Annotated in this window: 20 protein-coding genes; 6 read left to right on the forward strand and 14 right to left on the reverse strand. The window is 61.9% G+C overall.

The annotated features are described in order from the left end of the window. Window positions 1-167 precede the first annotated feature (167 nt). The 3 genes from B0G38_RS04000 to B0G38_RS04010 all read right to left on the reverse strand — a co-directional run bounded on the left by B0G38_RS04000 (window position 168) and on the right by B0G38_RS04010 (window position 2869). Window positions 168-1424 (reverse strand): type II toxin-antitoxin system HipA family toxin, encoded by a 1257-nt coding sequence (locus tag B0G38_RS04000; RefSeq protein WP_264668249.1) that lies wholly within the window; start codon window positions 1422-1424, stop codon window positions 168-170. Beyond that, complete coding sequence (locus tag B0G38_RS04005) at window positions 1424-1675, reverse strand: helix-turn-helix transcriptional regulator (protein ID WP_169990828.1); 252 nt, start codon at window positions 1673-1675, stop codon at window positions 1424-1426. The genes B0G38_RS04000 and B0G38_RS04005 overlap by 1 nt, the downstream gene beginning before the upstream one ends. Window positions 1676-1828: 153 nt before the next feature. Further along, window positions 1829-2869: a DUF808 domain-containing protein gene (locus tag B0G38_RS04010; RefSeq protein WP_169990830.1), complete on the reverse strand. Its 1041-nt coding sequence runs from the start codon at window positions 2867-2869 to the stop codon at window positions 1829-1831. 400 nt (window positions 2870-3269) lie between these two features. On the opposite strand from B0G38_RS04010, the gene B0G38_RS04015 reads away from it, so the two are divergent. From B0G38_RS04015 to B0G38_RS04030, 4 genes are all read left to right on the forward strand, one after another. Further along, window positions 3270-4259 carry a peptidoglycan-binding protein gene (locus tag B0G38_RS04015; protein ID WP_264668250.1) on the forward strand — a complete coding sequence of 330 codons (990 nt, stop codon included), beginning with the start codon at window positions 3270-3272 and terminating at the stop codon, window positions 4257-4259. 3 nt (window positions 4260-4262) lie between these two features. Next, on the forward strand, window positions 4263-5021 hold the full coding sequence (locus tag B0G38_RS04020) for a peptidoglycan-binding protein (protein ID WP_264668251.1): 759 nt from the start codon (window positions 4263-4265) through the stop codon (window positions 5019-5021). 49 nt (window positions 5022-5070) lie between these two features. Then, the gene (locus B0G38_RS04025) at window positions 5071-8049 is read left to right on the forward strand and encodes a hypothetical protein (RefSeq protein ID WP_264668252.1); all 2979 of its coding nucleotides are present in this window, start codon (window positions 5071-5073) and stop codon (window positions 8047-8049) included. Window positions 8050-8257: 208 nt separating this feature from the next. After that, window positions 8258-12277, forward strand: a complete 4020-nt coding sequence (locus B0G38_RS04030; RefSeq protein WP_264668253.1) for a hypothetical protein — start codon at window positions 8258-8260, stop codon at window positions 12275-12277. A 4-nt stretch (window positions 12278-12281) separates the two neighbouring features. On the opposite strand, the gene B0G38_RS04035 is transcribed toward B0G38_RS04030, so the two are convergent. The 6 genes from B0G38_RS04035 to B0G38_RS04065 all read right to left on the reverse strand — a co-directional run bounded on the left by B0G38_RS04035 (window position 12282) and on the right by B0G38_RS04065 (window position 17217). Further along, complete coding sequence (locus B0G38_RS04035; protein ID WP_264668254.1) at window positions 12282-12410, reverse strand: hypothetical protein; 129 nt, start codon at window positions 12408-12410, stop codon at window positions 12282-12284. 260 nt (window positions 12411-12670) lie between these two features. Next, the gene (locus B0G38_RS04045) at window positions 12671-12967 is read right to left on the reverse strand and encodes a hypothetical protein (protein ID WP_264668255.1); all 297 of its coding nucleotides are present in this window, start codon (window positions 12965-12967) and stop codon (window positions 12671-12673) included. A gap of 41 nt (window positions 12968-13008) precedes the next feature. Then, window positions 13009-13365: a PepSY domain-containing protein gene (locus tag B0G38_RS04050; RefSeq protein ID WP_264668256.1), complete on the reverse strand. Its 357-nt coding sequence runs from the start codon at window positions 13363-13365 to the stop codon at window positions 13009-13011. 377 nt (window positions 13366-13742) lie between these two features. Next, on the reverse strand, window positions 13743-14594 hold the full coding sequence (locus tag B0G38_RS04055) for a formate/nitrite transporter family protein (protein WP_264668257.1): 852 nt from the start codon (window positions 14592-14594) through the stop codon (window positions 13743-13745). Between the two features lie 248 nt (window positions 14595-14842). Next, window positions 14843-15841, reverse strand: coding sequence for an agmatinase (gene speB / locus B0G38_RS04060; protein ID WP_264668258.1), 999 nt, complete (start codon window positions 15839-15841; stop codon window positions 14843-14845). Further along, a complete protein-coding gene (locus tag B0G38_RS04065) occupies window positions 15838-17217 on the reverse strand; it encodes an MFS transporter (protein ID WP_264668259.1) in 1380 nt (459 codons plus the stop codon). The genes speB and B0G38_RS04065 overlap by 4 nt, the downstream gene beginning before the upstream one ends. 172 nt (window positions 17218-17389) lie before the next feature. On the opposite strand from B0G38_RS04065, the gene B0G38_RS04070 reads away from it, so the two are divergent. After that, window positions 17390-18910, forward strand: coding sequence for a PucR family transcriptional regulator (locus B0G38_RS04070; protein ID WP_264668260.1), 1521 nt, complete (start codon window positions 17390-17392; stop codon window positions 18908-18910). A 6-nt stretch (window positions 18911-18916) separates the two neighbouring features. On the opposite strand, the gene B0G38_RS04075 is transcribed toward B0G38_RS04070, so the two are convergent. From B0G38_RS04075 to rfbB, 5 genes are all read right to left on the reverse strand, one after another. Then, window positions 18917-19135, reverse strand: coding sequence for a hypothetical protein (locus B0G38_RS04075; RefSeq protein ID WP_264668261.1), 219 nt, complete (start codon window positions 19133-19135; stop codon window positions 18917-18919). Continuing rightward, on the reverse strand, window positions 19132-19356 hold the full coding sequence (locus B0G38_RS04080; protein ID WP_264668262.1) for a hypothetical protein: 225 nt from the start codon (window positions 19354-19356) through the stop codon (window positions 19132-19134). Before B0G38_RS04080 ends, B0G38_RS04075 begins: the two co-directional genes overlap by 4 nt. A gap of 324 nt (window positions 19357-19680) precedes the next feature. Next, window positions 19681-20265: an FG-GAP-like repeat-containing protein gene (locus B0G38_RS04085; protein ID WP_264668263.1), complete on the reverse strand. Its 585-nt coding sequence runs from the start codon at window positions 20263-20265 to the stop codon at window positions 19681-19683. Between the two features lie 185 nt (window positions 20266-20450). Continuing rightward, entirely contained in the window at window positions 20451-21872 is a 1422-nt protein-coding gene (locus tag B0G38_RS04090; protein WP_264668264.1) for a bifunctional dTDP-4-dehydrorhamnose 3,5-epimerase family protein/NAD(P)-dependent oxidoreductase, read from the reverse strand. Between the two features lie 5 nt (window positions 21873-21877). Further along, window positions 21878-22876: a dTDP-glucose 4,6-dehydratase gene (rfbB, locus tag B0G38_RS04095; protein WP_264668265.1), complete on the reverse strand. Its 999-nt coding sequence runs from the start codon at window positions 22874-22876 to the stop codon at window positions 21878-21880. A gap of 71 nt (window positions 22877-22947) precedes the next feature. Here rfbB and rfbA point away from each other — a divergent pair, with 71 nt between their 5' ends. Continuing rightward, on the forward strand, window positions 22948-23808 hold the full coding sequence (rfbA, locus tag B0G38_RS04100; protein WP_264668266.1) for a glucose-1-phosphate thymidylyltransferase RfbA: 861 nt from the start codon (window positions 22948-22950) through the stop codon (window positions 23806-23808). Window positions 23809-24868: the final 1060 nt, after the last annotated feature.

The following is a 24868-nucleotide window of genomic DNA, read 5'->3' on the forward strand; positions in this document are numbered from 1 at the left end:
GCAACCGCGAGCGGGTACCACCGTTCAGTTCATCAGGGGAGCGTTACTGGGGCGTTACGGCCCCTCCTTGCGCCAACATACGGTAGCGGTGAACAAGCGCGTCCTCGACAACGCCGGGCCCTCACGCACGCCTCGGCCGCCCAGTATGTTCCGGCTGGTGAGCCTGTCTAGTCCTGCCGGAGCCGATCGATCTGGCCTTTGACCAGCGTGGGAATGTCCGCCGGTACGGACGGGAACCGCTCCGTCGCCGTGTCGAGCGCAGCGTCCAGCCGGTCAAGGGTCTCGTCGACCGTCTTTTCCGCCATCCGCCGCGGGATACCCCAGGTAGCCCCTTCATCGGCCAGATGGCTGCGGGTCATCCGCGTGATGTTCTCCATTCCGCCAACCCAGAGGCCCGCGGTCACGGTCGCGGGAAGGAAGGCCAGAGTGGGCACGACATCGTAAAGCGGTGAGACCGTCAGCCCACCCGGCGTCAAGAGAACAGAGGTGTTCTTGGCATGGGCATCGGCATTGCATAGTGCTATGTTGACGATGACCTGGCGCAGCAACACCTGCAGCTGTTCACGCGGGTTGCGGGCATACTGGCGCAGGACCCGTGAAATCTTGACCAGGGACGGCCGGACGGCCGGAGTCCCGTCCTCGTTTTTCACGCGCGAGTCCGAGTACTTGGCCAGCGGCGGTGAGCCGAGCATCTGGCAGCCGTCTTCCTGGTGGATCCGTCTGGTGCCCCCGTTCCCGGGTTCCCGGTCGTAGCGGGTGACCATCAACGCCGGCCTGCCTTGGGCGCTGGCTTGCAGGGAGACCTCGGCGGCCGGCGTTGCGGCGGACGCGACGGTCATCGCCCAGCCCTCTGCGGCGGCCATGCCCGGATACTCGATCTTCTCCGGCTTGATGATGTGGGTGGACAGCGCCCCTTCAAGCGGCAGTGCCCACCCCTCCAGTGTCCGGGCAAGCAGCAGCTTGGACTGGACCCCGCCGAGCGAGCTGCGGACCACGCCGCCACCGGCCACGGGCCACTGCGGCAGGGTATCCAGCCGTGCGGCCACCTCATCGTCGGTAAGGGGCTGGTAATGCCCGCCTCTGTTCGGCTTGAAGCCTTCCGGTCCGACGGCGACGGCGCCGGCACACTCCCAGCCGATGGCTTCCAACAGGGCGAAGTCATCGTAGGCGGGAACTCCTGCCGCTGCCGCTGCGGAAGCCCGCTGTTCGCCTTCAGGCAGCAGGTTCGCGAACCAGTTCCGCGTTGGCACGGGCCCGACTGGCTCGGCGGCCACCGGCAGGGAGCAGGAGAGCAGAGGCTGGCCGGCATGGCGGGTCACGGTTTCGGGAGTGTAGCTGAAGGTGGCGCTGCGGTTGCGGTGGATCTCGATGCGTCCGGTCAGCTGGCCGTGCAGGAGGACGTCGAGCCGGCGGACGGCAGGCATCAGCTGCCCTCCGCTCCGTTGCCGGAGGCCGGCGTGCCTTTTGGAGCGAGGGCAAAGTAGCTGCCCAGGATCTCCAAGGCCTTCAGCGCAGTATCAAGGGAGACACTGCCGGATCCGTTCTCGAAAGCGATGATGGTTCCGCGCGAAACGCCTACCCATTCGGCCAGTTCGCCCTGGGTCATACCCTGCGCCTTGCGCTGCTGGCGCACGTAGCGGCCAAAATCGGCCGCACCGTAGCCCGGTACCCACATACTGCCCTCTCACTTTGTCGCCTATTTTGAACATTACGACAAAGAAGCGCGAATGTCCAAGATAATGGACATTCGCTGGTGTGGACCTAAATGCCCAACATTATGAGCATCGCACCGAGTTCCTGGCACACCGGCAGGAACTCCTGCCCGGCCCTATTCCGTATGTCTTTTACCGCCATCTCCTGCGGAGTCGCGCTCCGGCGGCCGGTAGCCGGCGACAGCGGCGCGGATATCGCCCTCTTCGTGCCCGCCCTTCTTCTTGCCGAACGGCAGCACCTTCAGCAGCGGGTGCAGGATGGCCATGATAACGAGGCCCCACGCGAGTCCGAGGACAGCCGAGCACAGGGTGTTCACGAGCCAGGCTAGGAAGCCACCGGCCACCGGGATCCCGGCGAACGGGCCCTCGAGGACGTGGACCAGGTCGTACGGCGCGTGCCAGCCGAGGGAATATACCCCCTGGAGCATGATGTGCCCACCAACCCAGAGCATAGCAATCGTCCCGACGAAGGTGATCGCAGCGAGCACGGCGGGCATGCCCTTGACGAGCAGCGCGCCAAAGCGTTTCGCGCCCGCGGAGTTTTTGGTGGTCAGGTGCAGGCCGATGTCGTCCATCTTGACGATGAGCCCGACGGCGCCGTAAACGATCGCCGTAATCGCAATCGCCACGACAACCAGGATGAACGCCCGGACCCACAGCGACTCGGTGGCTACCTCGTTCATCGAGATGACCATGATCTCGCAGGACAGGATGAAGTCGGTGGTGATCGCGCCCTTGGTGACCTTAGCCTCCGCCTCAGGGCCCCGTTCGACCGCCGGTGTGTGCTCGGCCTCATGGTCACCACGGACCTTGTGCCAGACCTTCTCCGCACCCTCGTAGCAAAGGTAGGTGCCGCCCAGCATGAGGATGAACGGGATGATCACCGGGATGAAGGCGCTGATAAGCAGCAGCGCCGGAAGGATGATCAACAGCTTGTTCCGGAGCGAGCCCCAGAAGATCTTTTTGATCATCGGCAGTTCGCGGGACGGGTCCGCCCCGGATACGTACTGCGGAGTCACAGCGGCGTCGTCGATCACCACACCGGCGGCCTTGGTCCCGGCCCTGGCGGCACCGGCAGCGACGTCGTCCACCGAGGCGGCCGCTATGCGGGCCAGGGCTGCGACGTCGTCCAGCAGGGCAACAAGGCCGCCGCTCACAGATCGTCTCCGCAATGCACGACGGCGGACTGATGGTCGTGGAGGTCACAGTTGACGCGCATGATCAGCATGCTTTGAGTATATGACGGCGGGCGGCCCGGCTGGCAGCAACGCGGCGCGCAGTCCCGGACACGCGCCAACCTGCGGATCCTCGCTGCGCTCGCACGCCGGCCGGCATTCGTAAAGCCGCACCCCCTCGAAGGACTTACCTTCAACGAGGGCAGGCCAGCCTTCCGTTCAGTCACAGCCCTCCAACAGCAGCTACCGGGGCTGCCACAAAGGACACCAAAACTGATTATTGACAGCGTCAGATGGGCGGCTGGACAATATGGGAACGAACGTAATCCATGTCTTTTATGGTCATTTTCCACTCTGTTAGGTGACCCGAACACGCCATCTGGTGATTGTGAAAGTCCCTGTATCCGGCAGCGGCCTTGCTGCACTTTATTTCGCTGAGTCCAGGGAAAAAATTATGCGCGCCAGCGTTCAAGATTATTGGTCCGCTTTTAATGCTCCGCTTGAGGGCCGCGTTCCGTTCATGTATCTCGACGTCAAAGGCTTCGTCAGTACCGGCGTCGGAAACCTGATAGATGCTACTGCACGGGAACTCTCGCCGCCGACTCCCGCCGAACGCGATGCATCATTGCGGATTACCCGGGCTATCGCATGGCAACGAAACGGCGGCGGCCCTGCTGACCCTGCTGAGATCGACGCTGAGTGGGACAGAGTAAAGTCCCGCATGGATCTGGCGCCGAGAGGCGGCGGGCATTTCGCTCCCCCAGTAACTTCCCTGCACATCACGAACGAGGAAATTGATCGGATCGTGGATGAAAAGCTGCATCAGATGGAGACCGTGCTCAAGGGCCGGTCGGATTTTTCCTCTTTCGATGCCTGGCCTGCAGACGCGCAATTGGCCTTGCTCAGCATGTCCTGGGGCATGGGTCCTATGTTCAGATTTCCCAGGTTTCAAGCGTTTGTATCGCAGAGGAACTGGACAGGTGCTGAGGCAGAGTGCCGATTCAATCCGGAAGTCGGAACGATCGTCACACGCAACAATCTCAATCAGCAATGTTTCCGGAATGCAGCCCGTGTAGATGCAGAAGGTCTCGACCCAGAAGTGCTGCTGATCAGAGGCGGTTCGCAGGGGCCTGTGGGCCCCGACACTCTGATTGACTTGGCGACGATAGCCGGAGTCCAGTCGGCCCTTATAGCGCTCGGATACGATCCGGGCTCAATCGATGGCATAAGCGGTAGCCGGACCACCGCAGCTATACGGCAATTCCAGACAGATCAGGGTCTGGCCTCAGACGGTATCGCCGGCCCTAATACGCGCACTGCTTTGGCCGCAGCGCTTGGTCAGCTCGGCATTCAATCGGTAAATGGAGGCTGAAGGATGAACGCCTTCGACTTGGAAATGAGCAATCCCTTCCCTGCCGGATACGACCGTTCCTATGGAGGCCCGGGGCAGGGAGGACATGTTTCGGAGCACTGGTACATTCAGTACGGCATGGATCTCGGCGCTCCCGGTGGCACAGGGGTTCACGCAGCCTTCGACGGACATATCACCAAGCTGAATACACAGAATATCAATCTCTCAACCGGCAAGGTCTATGGGGCGGAAGTCTTTATGCGCTCCCACAATGACCGAATGGGAGCGTTCTTCACGCATCTGAACGATCTGCCCTCGAGTCTGTCACAAGGTTCGCAAATCACCCTGGGCCAGCCGCTGGGACGAGTCATCGCCACATCTACTCCTCACGTACATATGGCCTTGGTTGAGATCGTCAACGGCCAGTATGTGGGTGTCGATTTGTACCAGTTGTTCCAGTCAACGGCGAACACGACGGACACTTTCACCGTCACCTTCCACCAGAACGGCACAACGCCGCCTTCCTACGCAGGCGGAACCAACGGCGGAACCGGCGAGTTCGGGGAGTTCGGCACGCTATCCACTGTGTATGAGATTCAAGGTGCCCTGATCGCGCTCGGGTATGATCCCGGCGCACGGGACGGCATCAGCGGGCCCCGAACGACAGCGGCCATCATGCAATTCCAAACGGCCAATGGCCTCGTTGCCGATGGATTGATGGGTCCGATAACCCGCGCCGCTATGGGCGCGGCTTTGGTTGCCGCAGGTCTAATCCCGGGCTGAGCTGGTCACCGGTCCTTCAACCCTCCTGCCACTATCCGAGGAGCGCATCATGAGCGGCAGCTTCCGTTTCGGTGTCTTTCGTCCCGACGACCTCCTGGTGCTTGAATTCGAGTTCCATAACGTGGATCTGGCTGACGATGGCCGCGCGGTCGTACCCCATGTGGACCCGGGCGGTGCATTCGCCGTCGTACGTTTTCCACCTCAGGCGATAGCCGAAGAGGTATGGGATGGACCTGTAGCCAGGCCGCCTATCCGCACCGCCCTTTCGGGTCCTACACGTTTGGTGTTTCGTCTACCCACAACCGGTGCGCCGATCCCGTTGACCGTCGAGGGACTGCTCGATTGGAAAACGTGGGAGCCAGCGCTCTCCGCGGCGGCGCTACCGCGCGGAACAGAACCGGGAGAAACAAGCCCGGAGTTGGTGCCACCGGATGATCTGGAAACGGCCATCGAGTTCCCCCATCGTCTGCAGCTCTCACCGGATGCTCTGGGGCAGTGGCGGACGCTGCACGGCACTACCGATGTCGAGGACGTGCACCAACTGTGGAGCGCGGTGCTTTGTACACAGAATAGTGACGGCAGTACCAGCCCGGGTGCCGACGTCCGCGCGCTTGCGGACCGCACTGGACCCACCCCGTTCATCTCTTCACTGACCGAGGACGAGCGGCACGAGATTGTTCAGCTCAGCTCCAACTTCCGCATAGAACTCCCCCCAGCTGCGGGCGTCTCCCGGTACAGACCGGTTCCGATCAAGGCGAACAGACTGGAGCTGACCGCGCTGGGCGCAAACGCAGACCTCGAGAGCGAGTGGGAGTTTCCCCTGCTACCTCCCGAAGAGTTGCAAGGCAGCGGCATCGAGCCTTTGGGGCTTCGCCAATATCAGCATGTTGCTACATTGGGCCGCGACCATTTCGTCCGGACGGTGCGGCTCGGCTTTCTGTGCGGAACCGGGCACCGGGCCGTACTGGTGAAAACCGTCGAGCGACTCCCTGACGGTATCGAAGTAGTAGGACAGGCGCCAGGCGGCGGCGCGCTTTTCAGCTCCAAGGGCTACCTGCTGCGGAAATTGGAAGTGGTGGTCCAGGAACCCGTCATCAACTACGGCCCACTGGCCAAGGCATATGCCTATGAAGGCCGCGAATTTCCGCTGAGCAGCATTCGCCTCACTACAACATCTGCAGTAATTTATCCGTGGGCGGAAGGTGACGGGCCGTTCTGGCTGCTGGATCTGGAGCGGAATCTGCTGCGCTTCAACGCCACGGGCACCGATCTTGTCGGCAGTGCCCTGGATTTCACCCTTCCCTTGATGTTCGTCCCCTACGATTGGATCGACCATCACCGGACCATCGCCGCCGTATTCCATAACCAGGATCCCGGCATGGTGGCCACCATCGGGTTTTCCGGTCGGCATCTGGCCGTTGCTCCGCCTGGCGACAGGCCTGGTTCTACGGTCTTGAAGGTGGACACTATCCGCTATGACATTGAGCAGCCACCCCACACCGCCGACCCGGCACCCGATTTTCCCATGAACGCCGCCGGCGCTCCGCGGTCCTACATTCCGCGTTTCCTGCCCCGCGTCGCCTCCATAACTGCCTCCATCCCTGCTGTGGATGATCTCCTCGGAACAGGCACGGTCTCCGAGCTTGTCCCCGACCCCGACTATCTGAAGCAGGGGTTCGATAATGCCGGCAACCCTGCACAGACTTTTGTGCGGATGCGTGACGAACTGCCGATCGCACTTCCATCGCAACGCGGCGGCGGCTTGGCCAGCCCCGCACAGAATGCGAAGGCCTTATCCCGGACGCTGGGACCTGTCTCGTCCCCGGAACAACTGCAGCAGGGAAAACTGGATCTGTCCGCGTTCAAGGATACGAAGTTCCTGGGCACTATCCGGCTGCTCGATCTACTACCGGCCGACCTTCCATTCGATGGCTCCGCAGCAGCCGCGGCTGCCCCTCCAAGTCAGGCCGAGCTGGATAATCCTCAGTTCAAGGTCAATCCGCCCCGGCTCACATCCCGCCGTATTCCCGCCGCGACGGGTGCCGCCCCGACCGTTGAGTCCCGGTTTATCTGGAAACCTACACTGCTGCCGGAATATGATTTCGGCTTCCTCAAGATCGGCATGCAACAGGCGGATCTGCTGCTGGATGCCACCACCCTGCTGACCCAGGAAGGCGAGGGCGGTGCCGTCGTTATCGGACGGCTGCGGAATATAGAGCTGACCTTTGCGGAGGCACTGAGCGCGGTATTCGGCACGCTCTCTTTCCGTGCCGAAGCCGGCAGGAAGATGGAGGTCGGCGCCAAGGATGTCAAGATCGCTTTCGCTGGTCCACTGGAATTCGTCAACGCCCTGCAAAGCATCCTGCCCTCCGACGGGTTCGACGACCCTCCGTTCCTGACCGTCGACTCGCAAGGGGTTGTCGCCGGATACACCCTCGGTGTGCCGAGTATCGGCGTGGGCATCTTCAGCATCCAGAACATCGCCCTCACCGCCGCACTATCAATCCCCTTCACGGACCGTCCGGCGGGAGTGCGGTTTGCGGTCTGCGAACGGCACAAGCCTTTCCTGCTCACCGTCAGCCTCTTCGGCGGAGGCGGGTTCTTCGCTGCCGGTGTTAGCGCCAACGGTCTGGAACAGGTCGAGGCTTCTCTGGAGTTCGGCGGCAACATTAGTCTGAATCTGGGAGTCGCTTCAGGCGGCGTCTCCGTGATGGCTGGAATTTACTTCGGGCTGACCGGTACCAGCGTCACTCTCACCGGTTACCTGCGGTGCGGCGGGTATCTGGATGTGCTGGGGCTGATTTCCATCTCGCTGGAGTTCTATCTGGCATTCACCTTCCGCAAGAAAGACCCTGGCAGCGAGGTTTGGGGCCAGGCGAGCCTGACTGTGAGCGTGAAGATCGCATTCATCAGCAAGTCGATCAGCTTATCGGTGGAACGCCGGTTCGCTGGATCCGGCGGGGATCCGACGTTCGCACAGTCTGTCCGGCCTTCCGATTGGGTCGGCTATCTTCAGGCGTTCGCCTGAAACCGGTCCAGACGAATATCGGAGTCAGCGCATGATTCGACATCAGCTCGTGCAGTGGATTCTGCTGCCTAACGGGCTTACCTCTGACGGGCTCCTGGCGGCATCCGTGTTTATTGCACCAAGGCTACGTCCCGGGCAGGCGGCCACGCTGGCTGATTTTCCGGACTTTGAAGACTGGCCGGACACGCTCCGAGGATTGACTCTAAATTTGGAGCGGGGTGACGGCGCCACTACGGCACCGCGGCAGGTCATGGTTCATAGAAGCAGCCAGCTGTGGCAGGCGCTTTTTGTCCCAGCTACCAAGGTCCGTGCCTTCGCCTTCGCTGACTTCGCGGACCGGCCGCTGGTCAGCTACCCGGTGAAGGAAGTGCTGAACCATTTACGCAACCGATGGGCAACCCTGGCGGCACGCAATGTGGACGACCTTCCGCTGACCAGTTCGAATGCCTCGCCGATGGGTTCTGGGCGGGAGCACCGGGACGTGCCTAACCTCGCGGGACACTTTGAAGAGCTGCTCGACGCCGGCCGCATGGATATTTTCGAAGGGGTCAGGAACGGCGAGCAGCTTTCGGCCAGACTGGATGAGAGGCTCCGCGACTCGGCGGCTCGGGCCCGTGAACTGCGCGGACAGCACAGCTACGAGCCGCAGGAACTGATCCGTCCGTTCGGTAGTGGGGGAAGTCCTGCCGAAGCGTTCTATGCACTGGCCGGGTTCCATGCACGGCCGCTGAGAGAACCCGCAGATTTTCCAGCGGACCGGGAACAGGCAAGAGCCATACTCGAAGAGAAGCTGGATTTCCACGATCATCTCTCGTCGCTAGGCGGCCACCCTGCGGTGCTCCGTAGCCTCGGCCTAGTCCTGGATCTGGTGGTCGACCCCAATTTTGTGCCAGTGAACAGCGATGACGGTCCGCCGACTATGCTCCGGCTAAGGGTGGAGCGGCCGTCTTCCTTCCCGGCAAGGGAAGATTCAAATGCGGAAACATGGAACTGCGACGTCACCCCGTGGACCAGCTGCCGGTTAGCGGAAATCGACGGCTCCGCCTTCTTCAATGCAGCCGATCGGACCCAGCGCAAGGATTTCGCCCATGGGTTCCTGCATCTGGACCCGCAGCGGTACGAAGCGGCGGCGGTGGATGTCGACGGCCTGGCGCTCAAAGCCCTGAACATGGCAGCCACCTTGCAGAACCAGGAGAACCGGGAGCAGCGTCCCCTTGAGGAACCGGAGCGTGACGGTGTCCCCGCCGCGCGGACCGGCGGTGTCGCCCTGGTGCACGCCGGCCATGCAGAGGACCTGCATAACGACTTCTATCAGGCCCGCGCAAACAACGACATCTTGGAGCAAGAACCGGACCATCCGCCGGTCCTTGCCGCAGAGGACCTGATCCGAGGCTACCGGATGGACATCTGGGCCGCCGGGCATTGGCGGTCCTTGCACCAGCGGCATATGACTTACACCCCGGCACGGGATCCGGGCCTGTCCTTCGATACCGACGACGAAGGAAACGTCGAGCTCTCGCTGACCACCGATATGGGTTCCCCGGGCCAACCCGCCGACCCTGATGGCGCGCTCTACGTTCATGAAGCCCTGGTCACATGGGACGGCTGGAGCCTGTCCGTTCCGCGGCCCGGAGACGCCGTCCTGCAGGAACCGGCGGCACCGGAGGCTGGGACGGATATTGGCAGCATGCAGCTGTCCATCTCCACGTCTCCAGCCCCTGGAACGCTGCCCCGGCTTCGGTTCCAGGACGGATACCGGACCCGGCTCCGGGTCGTGGATCTGGCCGGCAACTCGTACAGCCTGCCGGGCGCCACCAGTTCCAGCGACCTCCTGGACGGAACCGGGCGCCCGGAATACGTCACGACGGCCCCGGCCGATGCGTTGCCGTACCTCCGCTTCGAGCCGGTTCCACCGCCGGAACTTGTACCCAGGCATCCGTTTAATCCCGGCGAAGGTCTGGAACGGCTTGTCATCCGCAGCACGCCCGGACAATCTGCAAGCGACTACGCGCGCTCCGGCGAAGTAGCCGCAGGCACGGCCTACCGCTTCCACGAATTCAGCGACCGGCACCTGGCTGCAGCGAAATCCTCCCTACAAATGTTCGAGACCCACGGCATGCTTGACGAGGCCATCGACGCCGCCCGCGGCCTGTCCGCGTCCGAGGCCGAATCACGGGTGCAGCGTTTTTATGACATTGCGGTCCGGGAGAGCGGCACATTTCACGACAGCCCGGGGGCAGAGTTCAACACCATCGGAAGCCACAATGGGGAACCCCAGGGGTACGTCACGATCGACGCTGACGCGGTGGACCTTCCCTACCTGCCTGACCCGCTCTGCGCGGGCGCCAAGATTCGGGTATGGCTGCACCCCGGCGAAGCTGAAACTGTGCTTGACGTTCCCTTCAGCTTCGCCGCCGGAACCGGCGTGCATCAGCCGTCGCCGCTGCGCCTTCGGCTGGAGGAAGGCGATTACTATGCCGGCTATGACGGGAATCTGGTTACGGTCCGGCTTCCAGCTGGCCGCACCTGCCGGCTCCGGCTATCCTCGCTGCTTGGCGGAGACCCGGACTTGTTCGGGATCATGGGCTGGTGCCGCAGTGAACTCGGACAAGCCGAGTCCGACGTCGTGTACGAGGCGATAAGGAACAGCACCCACTGGATGACAACCCCATGGCGGGACCTGGTCCTGGTCCACGCCGTCCAGCGCCCTCTGGACCCCCCGTCCCTGGTACTGAACGCAGCCGATTTCCACGGCTTCAGGTCCGTAGCACGAAACAGAGGTAGCGCTGCTGCGGATTTGGAAGGTGAACTGTACTTTGACCTGCCGTCCACGGCCCAGCTGGACCTCTCCGCCTCATGGGACGACGTTGTGGACGACCCGCAGAAAAGCTACTCAAGCGCACAGCACATGGTCCATTCGGTGCACGGGGATGTCTTCTCCCTCCCGATACCCGAGCCGTTCGGCACGCCATGGATCCCTGAATTGGCCCCGCTGATCGAACCACGCGACGAACGTACTGTTGCCTTCCGGACCCACGGGTGGGAGAACGAATCCCCCGAGTCACGGCGCCTGCAGCTTCTCGCCGACAGCGGACAGCCGGGTCTGCCGGCCGCTGAGCGCCGCAGGCTCGAAGCCGGCGCATCCCAGCTCGAGAAGCTGCGGTCCCACGAGTTCGGCGACACCAAGTACCGGCGGGTCTCCTACCTGCCCACCGCAGCTACCCGGTTCCGGGAATACTTTGATCCGGCCATGCCTGCCGCAGACGGCCAGGCGGCCGGCGTACCTGTGACCATCGATATCCTCAGCAGTGCGCCGCCGGCAAAGCCCGTGGTGCAGCAGGTCTTGCCGCTCATGGGCTACGCCCAAACGCAGGAGAACGGCGGTGGAACTACCAGCACACGCAACGCGCTCGGCTTGCGCGTGTGGCTGGCACGTCCGTGGTTCTCCTCCGGCGCCGGCGAAAAGCTTGCCGTAGTCTGCAACGGTGGAGGACCGCTGACGCATGAAAGCACCCAAGCACGCGAAATAACGTTCATAGCCCAAGATCCTGCCCATGGCTCGCCGATGCCGCAGCCACTGACTGCACGGTCTTTCCCCACCGCAGACGCACCACTATGGGGACAGGTCATCGTGTCCGGCCATACCAGCGACACGGCGCTCTTCACCCCACAGTGGGATGAAGACAGCGATGCCTGGTATTGCGACATCCAGTTCGACACCGGGAGCGCCTACTTCCCGTTCGTCCGGCTAGGGCTGGCCAGATACCAGCCAATGTCAGTTGCCGGCTGCGAATTGTCCCCACTTGTTCCCACCGCATTCGTCCAGACCGTGCCCCACCGGAGCCTCACCATCTTTCCAGCCTCAGACGGCACCATCACCGTGTCATTGACCGGTCCGGCCCCGTCGTCGTACCGCGACGCCCAAGGAGACACTATCGCAGGGACAAATCTCGTGATCGCCGTTGTGGAGGAGCAGGACCTGCGCATCGAAGACCCGTACGTCGGCTGGGAGGCCGTTAGCGCTGACACTGAACTCGCCGCCATAGCGAACCAGGACGGAACCACCACTTGGTCCGGCCCCATACAGGTACCCGCCTCGGCGGGAAGGAAACTACGTCTGGCCGTTCGCGAGTATGAACTGCACCCCGCTGACGACCTCAGCGCCGGACCGGCCGCCAGCTTGGTTGCGACCCGTCGGCTCGTCCACGCCGACGTTGTACCGCTGTAGCCAACTACACAAACGCGGAGCAGCCCGTCATCGCCCGCGCCACGATGAGCGAGTTGATGTCGTAGCTGCCCAGGAGCGGTGTGCCCGTCGGCACCGAGGAGCATGCCAGCCAGGTGAAGGTTGACTTGGCCATCGGGGCCGGGACTATCTCCAGCTTCGGGCCCTCCTGGACCTGCGAAGACCTCCAACAAAGTCGGGCCGCGGGTCATGCAGAACGCGGACATTGTTCTTGATGAGGTGCGCATCCCGGATACCAATCTGCTGCCCGGCGCCATCGGCTTCTCCGCGTACCCGCTAGTCCAGCACTCGTGCTCTGAGCCTCCGAATGTCAGCTCGGCTTATCCACCCAGCAAGCCAATCCAACAACTAGGCACAGCGTCTTTCGTTAGCTGTTCACCACGCCACGGTCGTATTCTCAACGATCTCGACAATTCGAGTTTCAGGCGTTCCCACCAGCGCCGGGGCAGCCGGAACAGACTTCCATACCTCTTCCTCAAGCCTGGCCAGAAACACGACGGCGCCTTCCTGAGTCTCGAAGTCCAGCTCAATCATGACGGAGTTGTCGCCCACGGGACGGTAAATCCTGAAGGCACGAACGCCGGACCCTGCCCGGTCGAGCGGGTCAGTATCGAAGGCCCGCCGCCACATCGAAAAGTCCCGCACCTGATGCTCTATCTGCAAGGTGTACATGAGCTATTTCCTACTCGTTCCATAGGCGTCCACCGGGTGGGTCAGCGGATCTGCTCCCCGCTGACGGCATCGATGACCACTTCCGTAAGTCCACCGCCCTCAGCACGGATTTCCACTTCCCACACCGGTTTGTCGCCCTCGTCCTCCAGCGACGCTTCCTCAAGGTCGCCGGCGGCGGCCCGTTGCGCGGTCTCGATCGCCTCGGTCAGGGAAACCGTCGCAGATTCGACAGCGAGCCGGTCTTCCTCGTCTGCGGGGCCTTTATCCCGTTGATCCAGTACCTCGCTGCCGTCCGCCAGCACCAACACCTCATGCTCGGTGCCACCGCTGATGAGCTCGACTTCCCAGCCCTGCCGATCGTCGCTGTAGTCGACATCCACTGCGGCGCTGCCCGGCACGGCCGTTACCGCAGTTTCGACGGCGGCGCGACCGTTGGAATCTCCGGTTGGCGGAGTGCCGGTCGCTGCCCCGGCTCCCGGACTCGCTTGCCCGGGAGACGCACTCTCCGCGCCCGGCGAAGTAGCCGCAGGAGACGGACTCGTCGCCTCCGGAGCCACCTGGGTTTGCGTGCCTTCGCCTGTGGTCGCGGGCCCATCTTCCGCCCCATCGCACCCTGTCGCAACCAAGACCACACCAGCGGCAACCGAAAACAAAGAAAGCAACCTTATCTTTTTCATGGCTTCATTCTCCGACGTATTGTTCCCGCCGTCGAGGGGCCGAGTCGGTCGCATAATCCCACGCGGGGCATTGCGCACATAAGCCTGTTCACCGGAACCTAGCCGGAATGGTGCGCGTCCTCCGGGTTCTCAGGTGAGTCCTCGCGCCGTTCCTTCACTAGCTTGCTGGCGCTCACCAGCCGCAGCGCGGTCACCAGCACAATCCCGCCGAGCACGTTGAAAACCACCACATAGGAAAACCAGCCGAGCCACTCAAGGTAGCTGATGTCAGCACCCGCGTGGATGGCGCCGAAGATCAGCAGCGAGTCCAGGATCGAGTGGAAGAGTTGCAGCCCGTAGAGCAGGAAAGCACCGACGACGGCGGCCGCGATCTTGCCGGTGACGCTGTCCGTCCCGTGCTGCATGCGGGTCATCAACGTAATGGTGCTCCCCGCCAACACGGCAAGACATACGGTCTGCCAGTTAAACCCGGCGTCGAGAAAGTGGTTGGCTTCCTTCGTGATGGTCTCGCTCCACTGCGGGAACGCCGTCATGATCAACGCCATGAACAGCCAACCGCCCACCAGGTTGGCAATGAGGGTGCCGCCCCAGAGCTTCCCGAGCTGCGCGTAGCTTGCCTCCCGTGCGACAACGGCCGCTATGGGCACCAGGAAGCCCTCCGTGAACAGCTCGCTCTTGGCTAGCAGGAGGGCGATGAGGCCTGCGCTGAACGCCAGTCCCGCGAGAAGATGGTTCCCGGTCTCGTGGAGCACGCCGAGGTAGGCCATAATGCCAATGCCTATCTCAAACCCGCCGAACAAGCCGGTGATGAGCACGTCCCGAAAGGAGCGGTTCAGCCGCTGCGCGCCTTCCTCAACCGTGCGGTCGAAGGATTCCTCCACCTCCTCCTCAACCGGGCCTGAATTATCGCCAAGTTCCCGCCGGCGTGCATCGCCTTCGGTGTCGCTCATTCGTGCCGCCTATCCGCCGGAAAGTGTGTGGTCATTCTACTGTTTCCAAGATTTACGACGACGACGGCGCGTCTCCCCTCCTGCCGGATGCCCGCCCAGTACAGGGTTTATGGTGTTCAACCGGAAACGGAAGACCTGCTTTCGGACACGGCAGCGTCAGACACGAAGCAATGGCAGCTCCGGACATGGCTGCGGGCCGGTGGGAAAACCCCACCGGCCCGCAGCCAGCAATCAGAACACAAGGCAGATCAGACAGCAGCTGCCTGCAAGTCCTCCTCCCCTACAAACGAAGCGCCCTTGTCCCGGTTGACCATCAGCGCCAGCAGGTCGAAGACCACCGTGGCTGCGGCAAGAGTGGTGACGTCGGCATGGTCGTAAGCCGGTGCCACTTCAACCACGTCGGCGCCGACAATGTTGATGCCGTTCAGCCCGCGCAGCAGCGCCAGCAGTTCGCGTGAGTGCAGTCCTCCCATTTCCGGCGTCCCCGTCCCCGGGGCGAAGGCCGGGTCAAGCACGTCGATGTCGATGGAGACGTAGACGGGAGTGTCCCCCAGCCGGTCCTTGACCCGCTGGATCGCGGCGGGAACCCCAATGACATCCAGGTCCGAGCAGCGCAGGATCTGGAAGCCGAATTCGTGGTCCCGCAGGAAATCGTTCCGGTCATACACCGGCCCGCGGATGCCCACATGCATCGAGCTGTCCTCCACCAGCAGCCCCTCCTCAAACGCGCGGCGGAACATCGTGCCGTGCGTGACCGGCTGGTCGAAGTAGGTATCCCAGGTGTCCAGGTGCGCGTCGAAGTGCAGCAGCGCCGCAGGCCCGTGCACCTTGTTCAGCGCCCGCAGCATGGGCAAGGCAATCGTGTGGTCCCCGCCGATGGAGATGAGCCTCTTGTCCAGCCCCAGCAGCGGCAGCGCCTGCTCCTCAATCTCACGCACAGCCCGGGTGATGTCGTACGGCGTGCAGGCGATGTCGCCGGCATCCACTACCTGGGTCTCGTTCACCGGTTCGACGTCGAGTTCCACGTGGTAGCCCGGACGCAGCAGCCGCGAGGCTTCGCGGACGCCGGCCGGACCAAATCGGGCGCCGGGACGGAAGGAGGTTCCGCCGTCGAACGGTACGCCGACAATGGCGATGTCGTAGTCGGGCACCCGGTCGATCTGGGGCAGCCGGGCGAAGGTGCCCAGGCCTGCGTAGCGCGGAACTTTAGTGGCGTCGACGGGTCCGATGGGATCGTGGGTGGTCATAGCGAGGATCCTTCCTTGGTACGTTCTGCCGGAAACGCCGGCTTTTTGTCAGAGGTGAGTTCGGAAAGTGTCTTGTTAGCGGTTTCCGGCGCGAGCAGGAACGTGGCCACCAGCCCCACCAGGGAGATAACGGCCCCGATCAGCAGCGAGCCCGCGGCACCGAAGCTGATGATCGCCACGGGCATCAGGTACGTACTGGCGGCGGACCCCACCCGGCTGATCGCGGTGCCGAAGCCGACCGCCGTCGCCCGGATTTCCGTGGGGAAGAGCTCGTTCGGGTAGACCACCTCGAGGAAGCTGGAGGCACCGGAGGCAATCGCGAAGATGGCGAGCGCCAGGAACAGCGGGCCGGCCTGCACATCCGGGATGAAGGCGGGGATGGCCAGTGCCACGGCGATGACGCCGAAGGACCCCAGCAGCAACTTGCGCCGCCCGATCTTCTCCACCAGCCAGAGTCCTGGTATTCCACCGATCACAAACAGCATGGAGATCAGGAAGGAGCCGCCGTAGAGGTTGGCATCGCCGGTCAGGCCGAAGGAAGCCAGCAGGTCCGGGGCGAAGGTGTACACGGCGAACAGCGGAATTACCTGGGCCGTCCAGAAGATGGAAACGAACAGCGTGCGCTTCCACAACTGGCCCTTGAAAATATCGGTAAACCTGGCCTGTTTGGCGCCCGCCTCAACGTCGGAGGAAATGTCGCTGATGTCGTACTGCTCGCCGTAGACCTTCTTGATCACCGCACGGGCTTCGTCCTGCCGGCCGCGGGAGAGCAGCCAGCGCGGGGATTCCGGCGTTCCCAGCCGGCAGAGCAAAGTAACGACGGCGAAGATCGCCGGGCTCGCCACCATGAACCGCCAGGCGTCCGGGCCCATGTCACGCAGTAGGTAGCCCACGGCGAAAGCCGCCGCAGCGCCAACGGCCCAGACCACAAACGTCGCGCCGAGCAGGCGCCCGCGCACCTTGCGCGGCAGAAACTCCGCGAGCAGCGAGGTGGCAATCGGATAGTCCGCCCCGATCGCCATACCCAGGAGGAACCGGCACAGGACAACGTGCCAGACCTCGGTGGCGAAGCCGTTCAGCAGCGAGAACAGCGCCAGCGCGATCAGGTCGGCAATATACATCTTGTGCCGGCCGATCTTATCCGTCAGCCAGCCGAAGATGGCGCCGCCGAAGAAGATGCCGATCAGGCTCGCCGCGCCGATCAGCCCGATCTCCCCGGTGCTCAGCTGCAGCCCCGGCGTCATCGTGATGAAGGCAATCCCGATGATCGACAGCGCGTACCCGTCAATGAACGGACCGCCCGAGGCAAAGAAGGTCAGTTTCTTATGGAATGTGGTCAGCGGGGCATCGTCAATGAGATTGCTCGTTGCGCTCATGGCCGCCCTCTCTCGTGAATGCTCATCGTTGAGCTGGATCGTGATGGTTCAATCATTCGTGATCCGGCTCACTACCAAAACCCATAGAATGACTACAAAAGAAGAGGACGCTTAGACATATGTATAAAAGCAACAAACAACGACGGCGTCCTGCCAGCTTCCAGGAGCGGGCATGTCGATAACGGTCGCCGAACTGCTGGCCGAGCCGCAGCTAGGTTTGAGCCTGCTGGCCGGTGAGGACGGTCTGCAGCACCGGGTCACCTGGGCGCACACGTCTGACCTGCCGAGGTTGTGGGAGTGGGTGACCGGCGGGGAGATCATGATGACCAACGGGCTCTCCATTCCGGCGGACCCCACGGGTCAGGTTGGGCTGGCCGAGGCCTTGGTCGCCGCCGGGGCGAGCGCCCTGGCCATCGGCGAAAAGATGCATGCACCAGAGCTCACGCCTGAATTCCTGGAAGCCTGCGACCGGCTGCCGCTGCCGGTCATCAATGTGCCGTACCCGCTGCCGTTTATTTCCATCGCGCGGTCCGTGGCCGAGTCCTCCTTGCTGGAGGAGTCGCGCCGGCTGCGGCAAACGGCAAGGATCTATGACCTGCTGCGGCTGGCCGGCCCGCTTGCCGAACAGTGGCAGGCCCTGGTCCAAGGGGTGGCCGCACAGCTGGATGCCCAGCTTTATGTAGTGGACCGCCGGTGCCTCCACCCCTGGCACCCCGGCGGAGACGCCCTGTCAGCAGAGCTCGCCGGGCAGCTGCAGCCGCTGATCGCAGCCGCTCCGGCGTCGGGCAAGAAATTCCAGTGGCATCACGTAGACGGCAGCCACGTCCTCATGATGGACGTTCCTACCCATGACAACGCGCTGCTGCTGGTCCTGCCGCTGTCGGAGCCGCACCCGGACGCAGTGGTGCTGCTGCACGCGGCTTCCGTCCTTGGCCTGGAGCTTTCCCGCACCATGCTCGCGCTGGAAGACCAGCGACGTCTGGGAGCGGAGTTCCTAGCCCAAGCGCTCGAAGGCCGCTATGCCCTTGCGGATTTGGAAAGCCGGCTCACGAGTTTCCAGCTGCCGGCCGAGAAGTTTCTCATCGTGTCTATCTCGGAGCTGGATGAAGAAAGTTTCGCCACCATCCATACCGAACTGTGGCGCCACGGACTGGCGCACGTCAGTCTGCGCCAGTTCAAAACGCTGCACATCGTCCTGCCGCCCGACTGCACCGAGGACCAGCTGCGGCACACGCTCCCCGACGACGCCAGAATCGGCATGAGCCGGCCCACCATCGCAACCGGAATGCAGCGCGCCTTGCTGGAATCGCTGTGGGCGCTCGGCACCGCAGGCAGCACAGGTGAAACCTTGGTTCGCTACGGGGACGGCCCCTCGTGGTTGGGCTTGACCAGCATGGAGGAAGGACAGGCTATGGTGCAGCGCCTGCTCGGACCAATCCTGGAGTATGAAAGGGGCAAGCAGCCGGATCTGCTCAAGACCTTGAAGACTTACCTGGACCAGCAACGGTCGTGGCAGAAGACCGCCGCAGCACTATTCACCCACCGGCAGACCGTCATATACCGGATCCGGAAGATCAGCGAGCTGACCGGGCTGGACATGGCCGAGACATCGTCCTTGGCCCAGCTGTGGTTTGCGTTGCAGATCCATCAGACGATGGATCTACAACATCACGCCGTGGACCGGCCAAACTGAGCGAAATCAGTTGCAGAAGTCGAGCTGCTCCGTGTAGCCGTAGGGAACCGAATCGCTAATTGCTACGGTGAACCGTCCGGGCTCGTGCCGGGTGACGAGGATGCCACCGGTCCGGCACATCTTCGCCAGCCCCGTCATTTCTTCGACGGCGGCATTGAGCCTCTCGTCCCTGGCTGCCCGGCTCTCTGCCCGAACCTCGATGGTGGTGTCACACGGAGCGTTCATCGGGCAGCCATCTCGGTCGAGCCGGACAGCGGCCAGGCGGTATAGCCTTCGGCCTTCTCAAAGAGGGTCCGCATCTGCGCCCCGTGGTTTTCCAGCCACAGTGCATCGGCCCCACGGGTGACCGCACCAACGTGGCCGATGCGGACGCTTCGACCGTCCTTCTTGATCTCGACGTCAAGACCGGTCAATTCGTTCCAGTCTCCGTACAGAGCGCTGCTCATAGTGCTGCCTTTCATGCTGACGTTGCCTGCCCCGATCACGGTCGGCCGCGGGCCACCTTGAACCCTATTGGCCGGTCTCAATTCCGGATATGTCCGGTGGAACGAAAACAGTGGAGCAACGCTGTACAGAAGACCAGCCACACCCAACTTTAGGTACCCAATGGGGATTGGCTATCCCCCGTCTTGGTGACTCGGATTTTTCCCAGCACTCCCCGGCAGACTTACCTCATCTTGATCGGCGGGAGCTGACAACCGCAGGAGAACGGTCAAGTTTCGGTGCCCGGCCTTTCCCCAACGAGGCCGGGCACCGTTCCCTCCGGACAGTCAGAGCTTGTCCGTGTAGACCCCGCTTTCAACAGCACCGGCATCCTTGAACTGCATACTGGCGTAGAACCAGGCCGAACCGTCGCTCTCGGTGACCAGCATGTCGGCCTTGCGGTCGCGGTTGAAGTCGCTGGCGCCGAGGATCCGGTAGCATCCGTTCCAGCCGCCGCTGCCCATCTTCCGCGCAGCAGAGAACCACGGGCTGCCGGCGCGTTTCGCGAGGCCGGTGCGCAGCCACAGCGTTCCGTCCTTCTTGTGGAATACGACGTCGTCCGTTCCGTTGCCGTCGTAGTCACAGACGGGTGCAATCTCGGTGTAGGCGTTCCAACCGGAGGCGACCACCCTCCGGGGACCGTGTCTCCGGCCTGTGCCGGGCCCCAAGTAGAAGTAGGTCTTGCCATCGGGGCGTACTGCCAGCAGAGCGTTCTTTCCGTCCGAGTTGCAGTCCCCAACAGCAGTCTGCTGCTTGCAGGTCTGCCAACCGGTACCGATCCGGACCAGGCTGCTGTAGCTGCCCCTGCCGCTGCCGGGGCGAACCAAAGTGTCCGGCGGGCTTGCGGGAGATGAGGGCGTCCCGTCCTTCACCGTTGAAGTCGCCTGGTGCGATGACCAGGTTGTGGCTCCTCTACACCGTAGCCCCTGTTTTCACGCTGCTCTTGTAGCCTTCCGGCTGCGAGAACTCAGCACCGCGGTGGAACCCCGCCCTAGAGTTGCCGCATGTACCTAGTACGGCTCCATCCTCGACACATAAATCCACAAGCGGGGAGGCCTCATCGTCCCCAATAACTACCTAGATACTCTTTGAGACGGACATTAGAGGCCTCAGGACAGAATCCTATCGATTGGATCTTGTCCAGATCAAGGGAGCTGTTCAGAGGACGCGGTGCTGCCAGTTTGCCTTCGAAATACTCGGCCGTCGTCGCACCTGTGACTGCCCCCGCATCACTTCCAGCTAACTGATACACATCTTTGGCGATGTCGGCCCATGACTGCGGCTCTCCACTGTTGGTCAGGTTGTATGCGCCGTAGCTAGCGCCCGACTCGAGCAAATGACGAATCCCAGCCGCGATATCGGGGGTGAAGGTGAGACGGCCAATTTGGTCATCGACAACAGTGGGCCTCACGCCCTTCGCCGCAAGGTTCGCCATAGTGCGGACGAAGTTGTTACCGTCGCCGATGACCCAGCTAGTGCGGACGATGTAGTGTCTGGGCACTACCGAAACGATTGCATCGCCTGCGGCCTTGGTCTGCCCATATACACCAAGCGGCGTCAGAGGTTCGTCTTCTGCGTGTATCCCCGTCGTACCGTCGAAAACGTAGTCGCTTGAGACGTGAACCAGCGTGAGATTGTAACGGGTAGCAATTTTGGCCAGTTCGGCGACGGCTGTCACATTGATCGCCCAGGCGGTCTGTCGGCCGTCACAGGTTTCGGCCTGGTCGACAGCGGTGTACGCCGCGGCGTTAATGATGGTGTCGTAGTCGCGCCAGTTCCTGGTTCGATACGCCTCCGGATCGGACAGATCGAAGTCCGCTCGGCCAGTAAACTCGACATGTTCCAGGTCTCCGTACTCCTTTCGGATGGCTTTGCCTAACTGCCCGTCGGCACCGAGAACCAGGATTTTCCGCTGCGGCACGGCTGACACATCGGCCAGATGTGGGTGGACGCGGTCTTTGTCAGAGAGCTCCGCCCGCTCCAGCGGTATAGGCCAAGGGATGTTGACGGTTTCATCGGCGAGGTTCAGGAACGTGTACTGGCCCTGGGCATCGGCAGACCAGTGGTCATTGACCAGGTAGGAGTAGGCAGTGTTGTCCTCCAGGGTCTGAAAGGCGTTGCCGACTCCGCGAGGAATGAAGATGGCGCGCGAGGGATCCAGGCTGGCGGTGAACAGGGTGCCGAAGGTCGAGCCTTCCCGCAAGTCCACCCATGCACCGAAAATGCGTCCGGAAGCGACGGAAATAAACTTGTCCCACGGTTCAGCGTGGATGCCACGCGTCGTGCCCGCTTTTTGATTGAACGAAATGTTATTCTGCACCGGCTGAAAATCGGGCAACCCGGCGGCGACCATTTTCTCGCGCTGCCAGTTTTCCTTGAACCAGCCACGGTTATCGCCGTGCACCGGCAGATCGAACAGCAGCACGCCGGGGATAGGTGATTCGGTTACTGTCAGTTGCTTTGAGAATTCGATGCCCACTCGGATCACTGTCCTTGGGCTGCGTATTTGGCTTCGGTCACAGCTTTTTGCGGCCGCCACCAAGCTTCGTTGTTCCGATACCATTCGACAGTGCTCGCGAGCCCGGATTCAAAATCGGGGAACTTCGGCGTCCATCCTAATTCGGTTCGGAGTTTTGTGGAATCGATTGCATAGCGCAGGTCGTGGCCAGGACGGTCGACAACATGGTCGTAGCTCTCAGCCGACTCGCCCATGGCAGTGAGGATCAACTCCACGACGTCTTTGTTGTTCTTCTCACCGTCGGCGCCGATCAGATAGGTCTCTCCAATGCGGCCCTGTTCGAGGATCGTCAACACGGCGGAAGAGTGGTCGTTCGCATGTATCCAGTCGCGCACGTTCTCGCCGCTGCCATAAAGCTTGGGGCGGATGCCGTCGATGACGTTTGTAATCTGGCGCGGAATGAACTTCTCCACGTGCTGGTACGGACCGTAGTTGTTCGAGCAGTTACTGATGGTTGCCTGCAGACCGAAGGAACGCACCCATGCCCGGACCAACAGATCGGAGCTTGCCTTCGTCGCCGAGTAGGGACTCGATGGATTGTAAGGTGTCAGATCGTTAAACCTCTCTGGATCATCCAGTTCAAGGTCCCCGTAAACTTCGTCCGTGCTGATGTGGTGAAACCGTTTGTTATGCCTGCGAGCGGCTTCAAGAAGAGTGTAGGTGCCGATAATATTAGTTTCCAGAAAGGGGCGCGGATCCTGTAGGGAGTTGTCATTATGCGACTCCGCCGCATAATGCACTATCGCATCCGTCTCCTGGACAAGATCTTCAACAGCGGCAGCATTAACGATGTCTCCTTGAACAAACCTCAGCCGCTTCCCAGGCACGCCGTCTAACGACGCCTTATTCCCGGCATAGGTCAGTTTGTCGAGAACGGTCACATGCAGATCGGTGTTTTCAAGCACATAGTGTACGAAGTTTGATCCAATAAACCCGGCGCCCCCGGTAACCAACAGTTTCTTCACATCTAGAACGATACCCGTTCATTTCGGCTCAGGTTGCGGCTTAAGCTGCGCCCCCTATATACATGAGTACCATGCGGGGAATCATTCTTGCCGGTGGAACCGGCTCACGTCTTCATCCGATCACGCACGGCATCAGCAAACAGTTGGTCCCGGTCTACGACAAGCCGATGATCTACTACCCCCTCTCTACCCTTATGCTGGCCGGTATCCAGGACATCCTGATTATTACCACTCCTCAGGATCAGGACCAGTTCGAGCGTCTGCTCGGCGACGGCTCACGCTACGGTGTAAGCCTCACGTACAGGAGCCAGCCCTCACCGGATGGCTTGGCACAAGCCTTCATTATCGGCGAAGACCACATTGGGCACGAGTCTGTTGCCCTTGTCCTCGGCGATAACATCTTCTACGGCCCAGGGATGGGCACGCAGCTGCAAAAATTCACCAATGTCGACGGCGGGGCCGTTTTCGGCTACTGGGTCGCAGACCCCACAGCGTACGGCGTTGTCGAATTCTCCCCAAACGGTCAAGCCCTGTCTCTAGAAGAGAAACCCACAAATCCAAAGAGCAACTACGCCATTCCCGGCCTCTATTTCTATGACAACGACGTTATTGGTATCGCAAAAGGGCTCCGCCCATCGCCTCGAGGCGAACTCGAAATCACAGACATCAACCGCGTCTACTTAAATCAGGACAGGCTTTCGGTATCTGTACTACCCCGCGGTACAGCCTGGCTCGACACAGGAACCTTCGACTCCCTCAACGACGCGTCTAACTACATCCGGACTATTGAAGCCCGACAAGGGCTCAAAATCGGTGCTCCCGAAGAAATCGCGTGGCGAAACGGCTTCGTCAATGATGAGGAGCTACGCGCCCTAGCCACACCCCTCATCAAGAGCGGCTACGGAAATTATTTACTGAGTTTACTGTCCTGAGCCGCTTCTGCTTTCGCTTCGGGAACGTGACTTTCTTCCCAATCACTTGGCGCCAGGTATTTCGCACCAAATCATCGAATATGGTTCTGCACGCCTCCGCAGGTACCTCCCCCTCCCCCGTTAGATGACGTCCGACTGCTACCGAACCTGATCACCTCCATCGAGTTTCTCGGGTTCTCCGCGTTTCGTAGTGCATCCGCCGTGGCGACGCATCATCAGACCGCTGTTTTGGCGGCATTCTGAGCACGATATGTGTCGCCTGATAGTCGCTATTGACGAATGCCGGGCCTGTTCATTTGACATGCCGGAACGCAGGTCGCTTCGACCCTGATGGGGATGGCGCGGGTGAGGATGAGGACTTCGCAGTGCAGGGCAGCCATATACGAAGAGCCTCGCGAAACGTCGCTGACGAGACGTCGCTCCAATGGGCGGGCGAACAGCCGGTCACTCACGCTCCTGTTGTTCCGGCCGTCGACGACGCCCGGCATCTGCCCGCTGCTGAGGCCCACCAAGGTCGTCATCCACGGTTATCAACGCTTCCAGGCATTGGCGCGGGTGTCTCTGAAATAGCGGAAAGACCGGGAGCGGTAATCATCGATCTCGAACTTCTTCGGTTACAGGTTATTGACGTTCGGCAGTTCAGTCATGGCGATTTTTCAGGAAGCGCTGGACCAGCCGCAACGAGACCCCGAAGGCGATCGCTGTTTCGGTTGCGGCCAGTCCGGAGTGGATCCCGGCTGCGACCAGTCCGTCGGGCGGCCGGTGGGTCGAGCAGGTCCGGCTCGGCACTCCCGAGGACGATTTCGCGGATGTCCGCCGCGGGCATTCGAGCTCATCACAGAAGAAACAGTACCGGGACCGGAGGATTTCCATCGCTCAGGTGAAAGGAATATCGCGGATCCACTGCTCACGCAAAAATGCCGCCGCGTCACGACCACCCCGAACGACGGGCCGCCGGATTAAATGGCTCTCCGTGGTTGGTGGTGAAAACGGGTACGGGCCCAGTTATGTGAAGGGCCCGTAGCCCTGCTGTGATGGATGTTCTCGACGCATTCATCAC

Source organism: Crystallibacter permensis (assembly GCF_025960875.1).
GTDB lineage: Bacteria > Actinomycetota > Actinomycetes > Actinomycetales > Micrococcaceae > Crystallibacter > Crystallibacter permensis.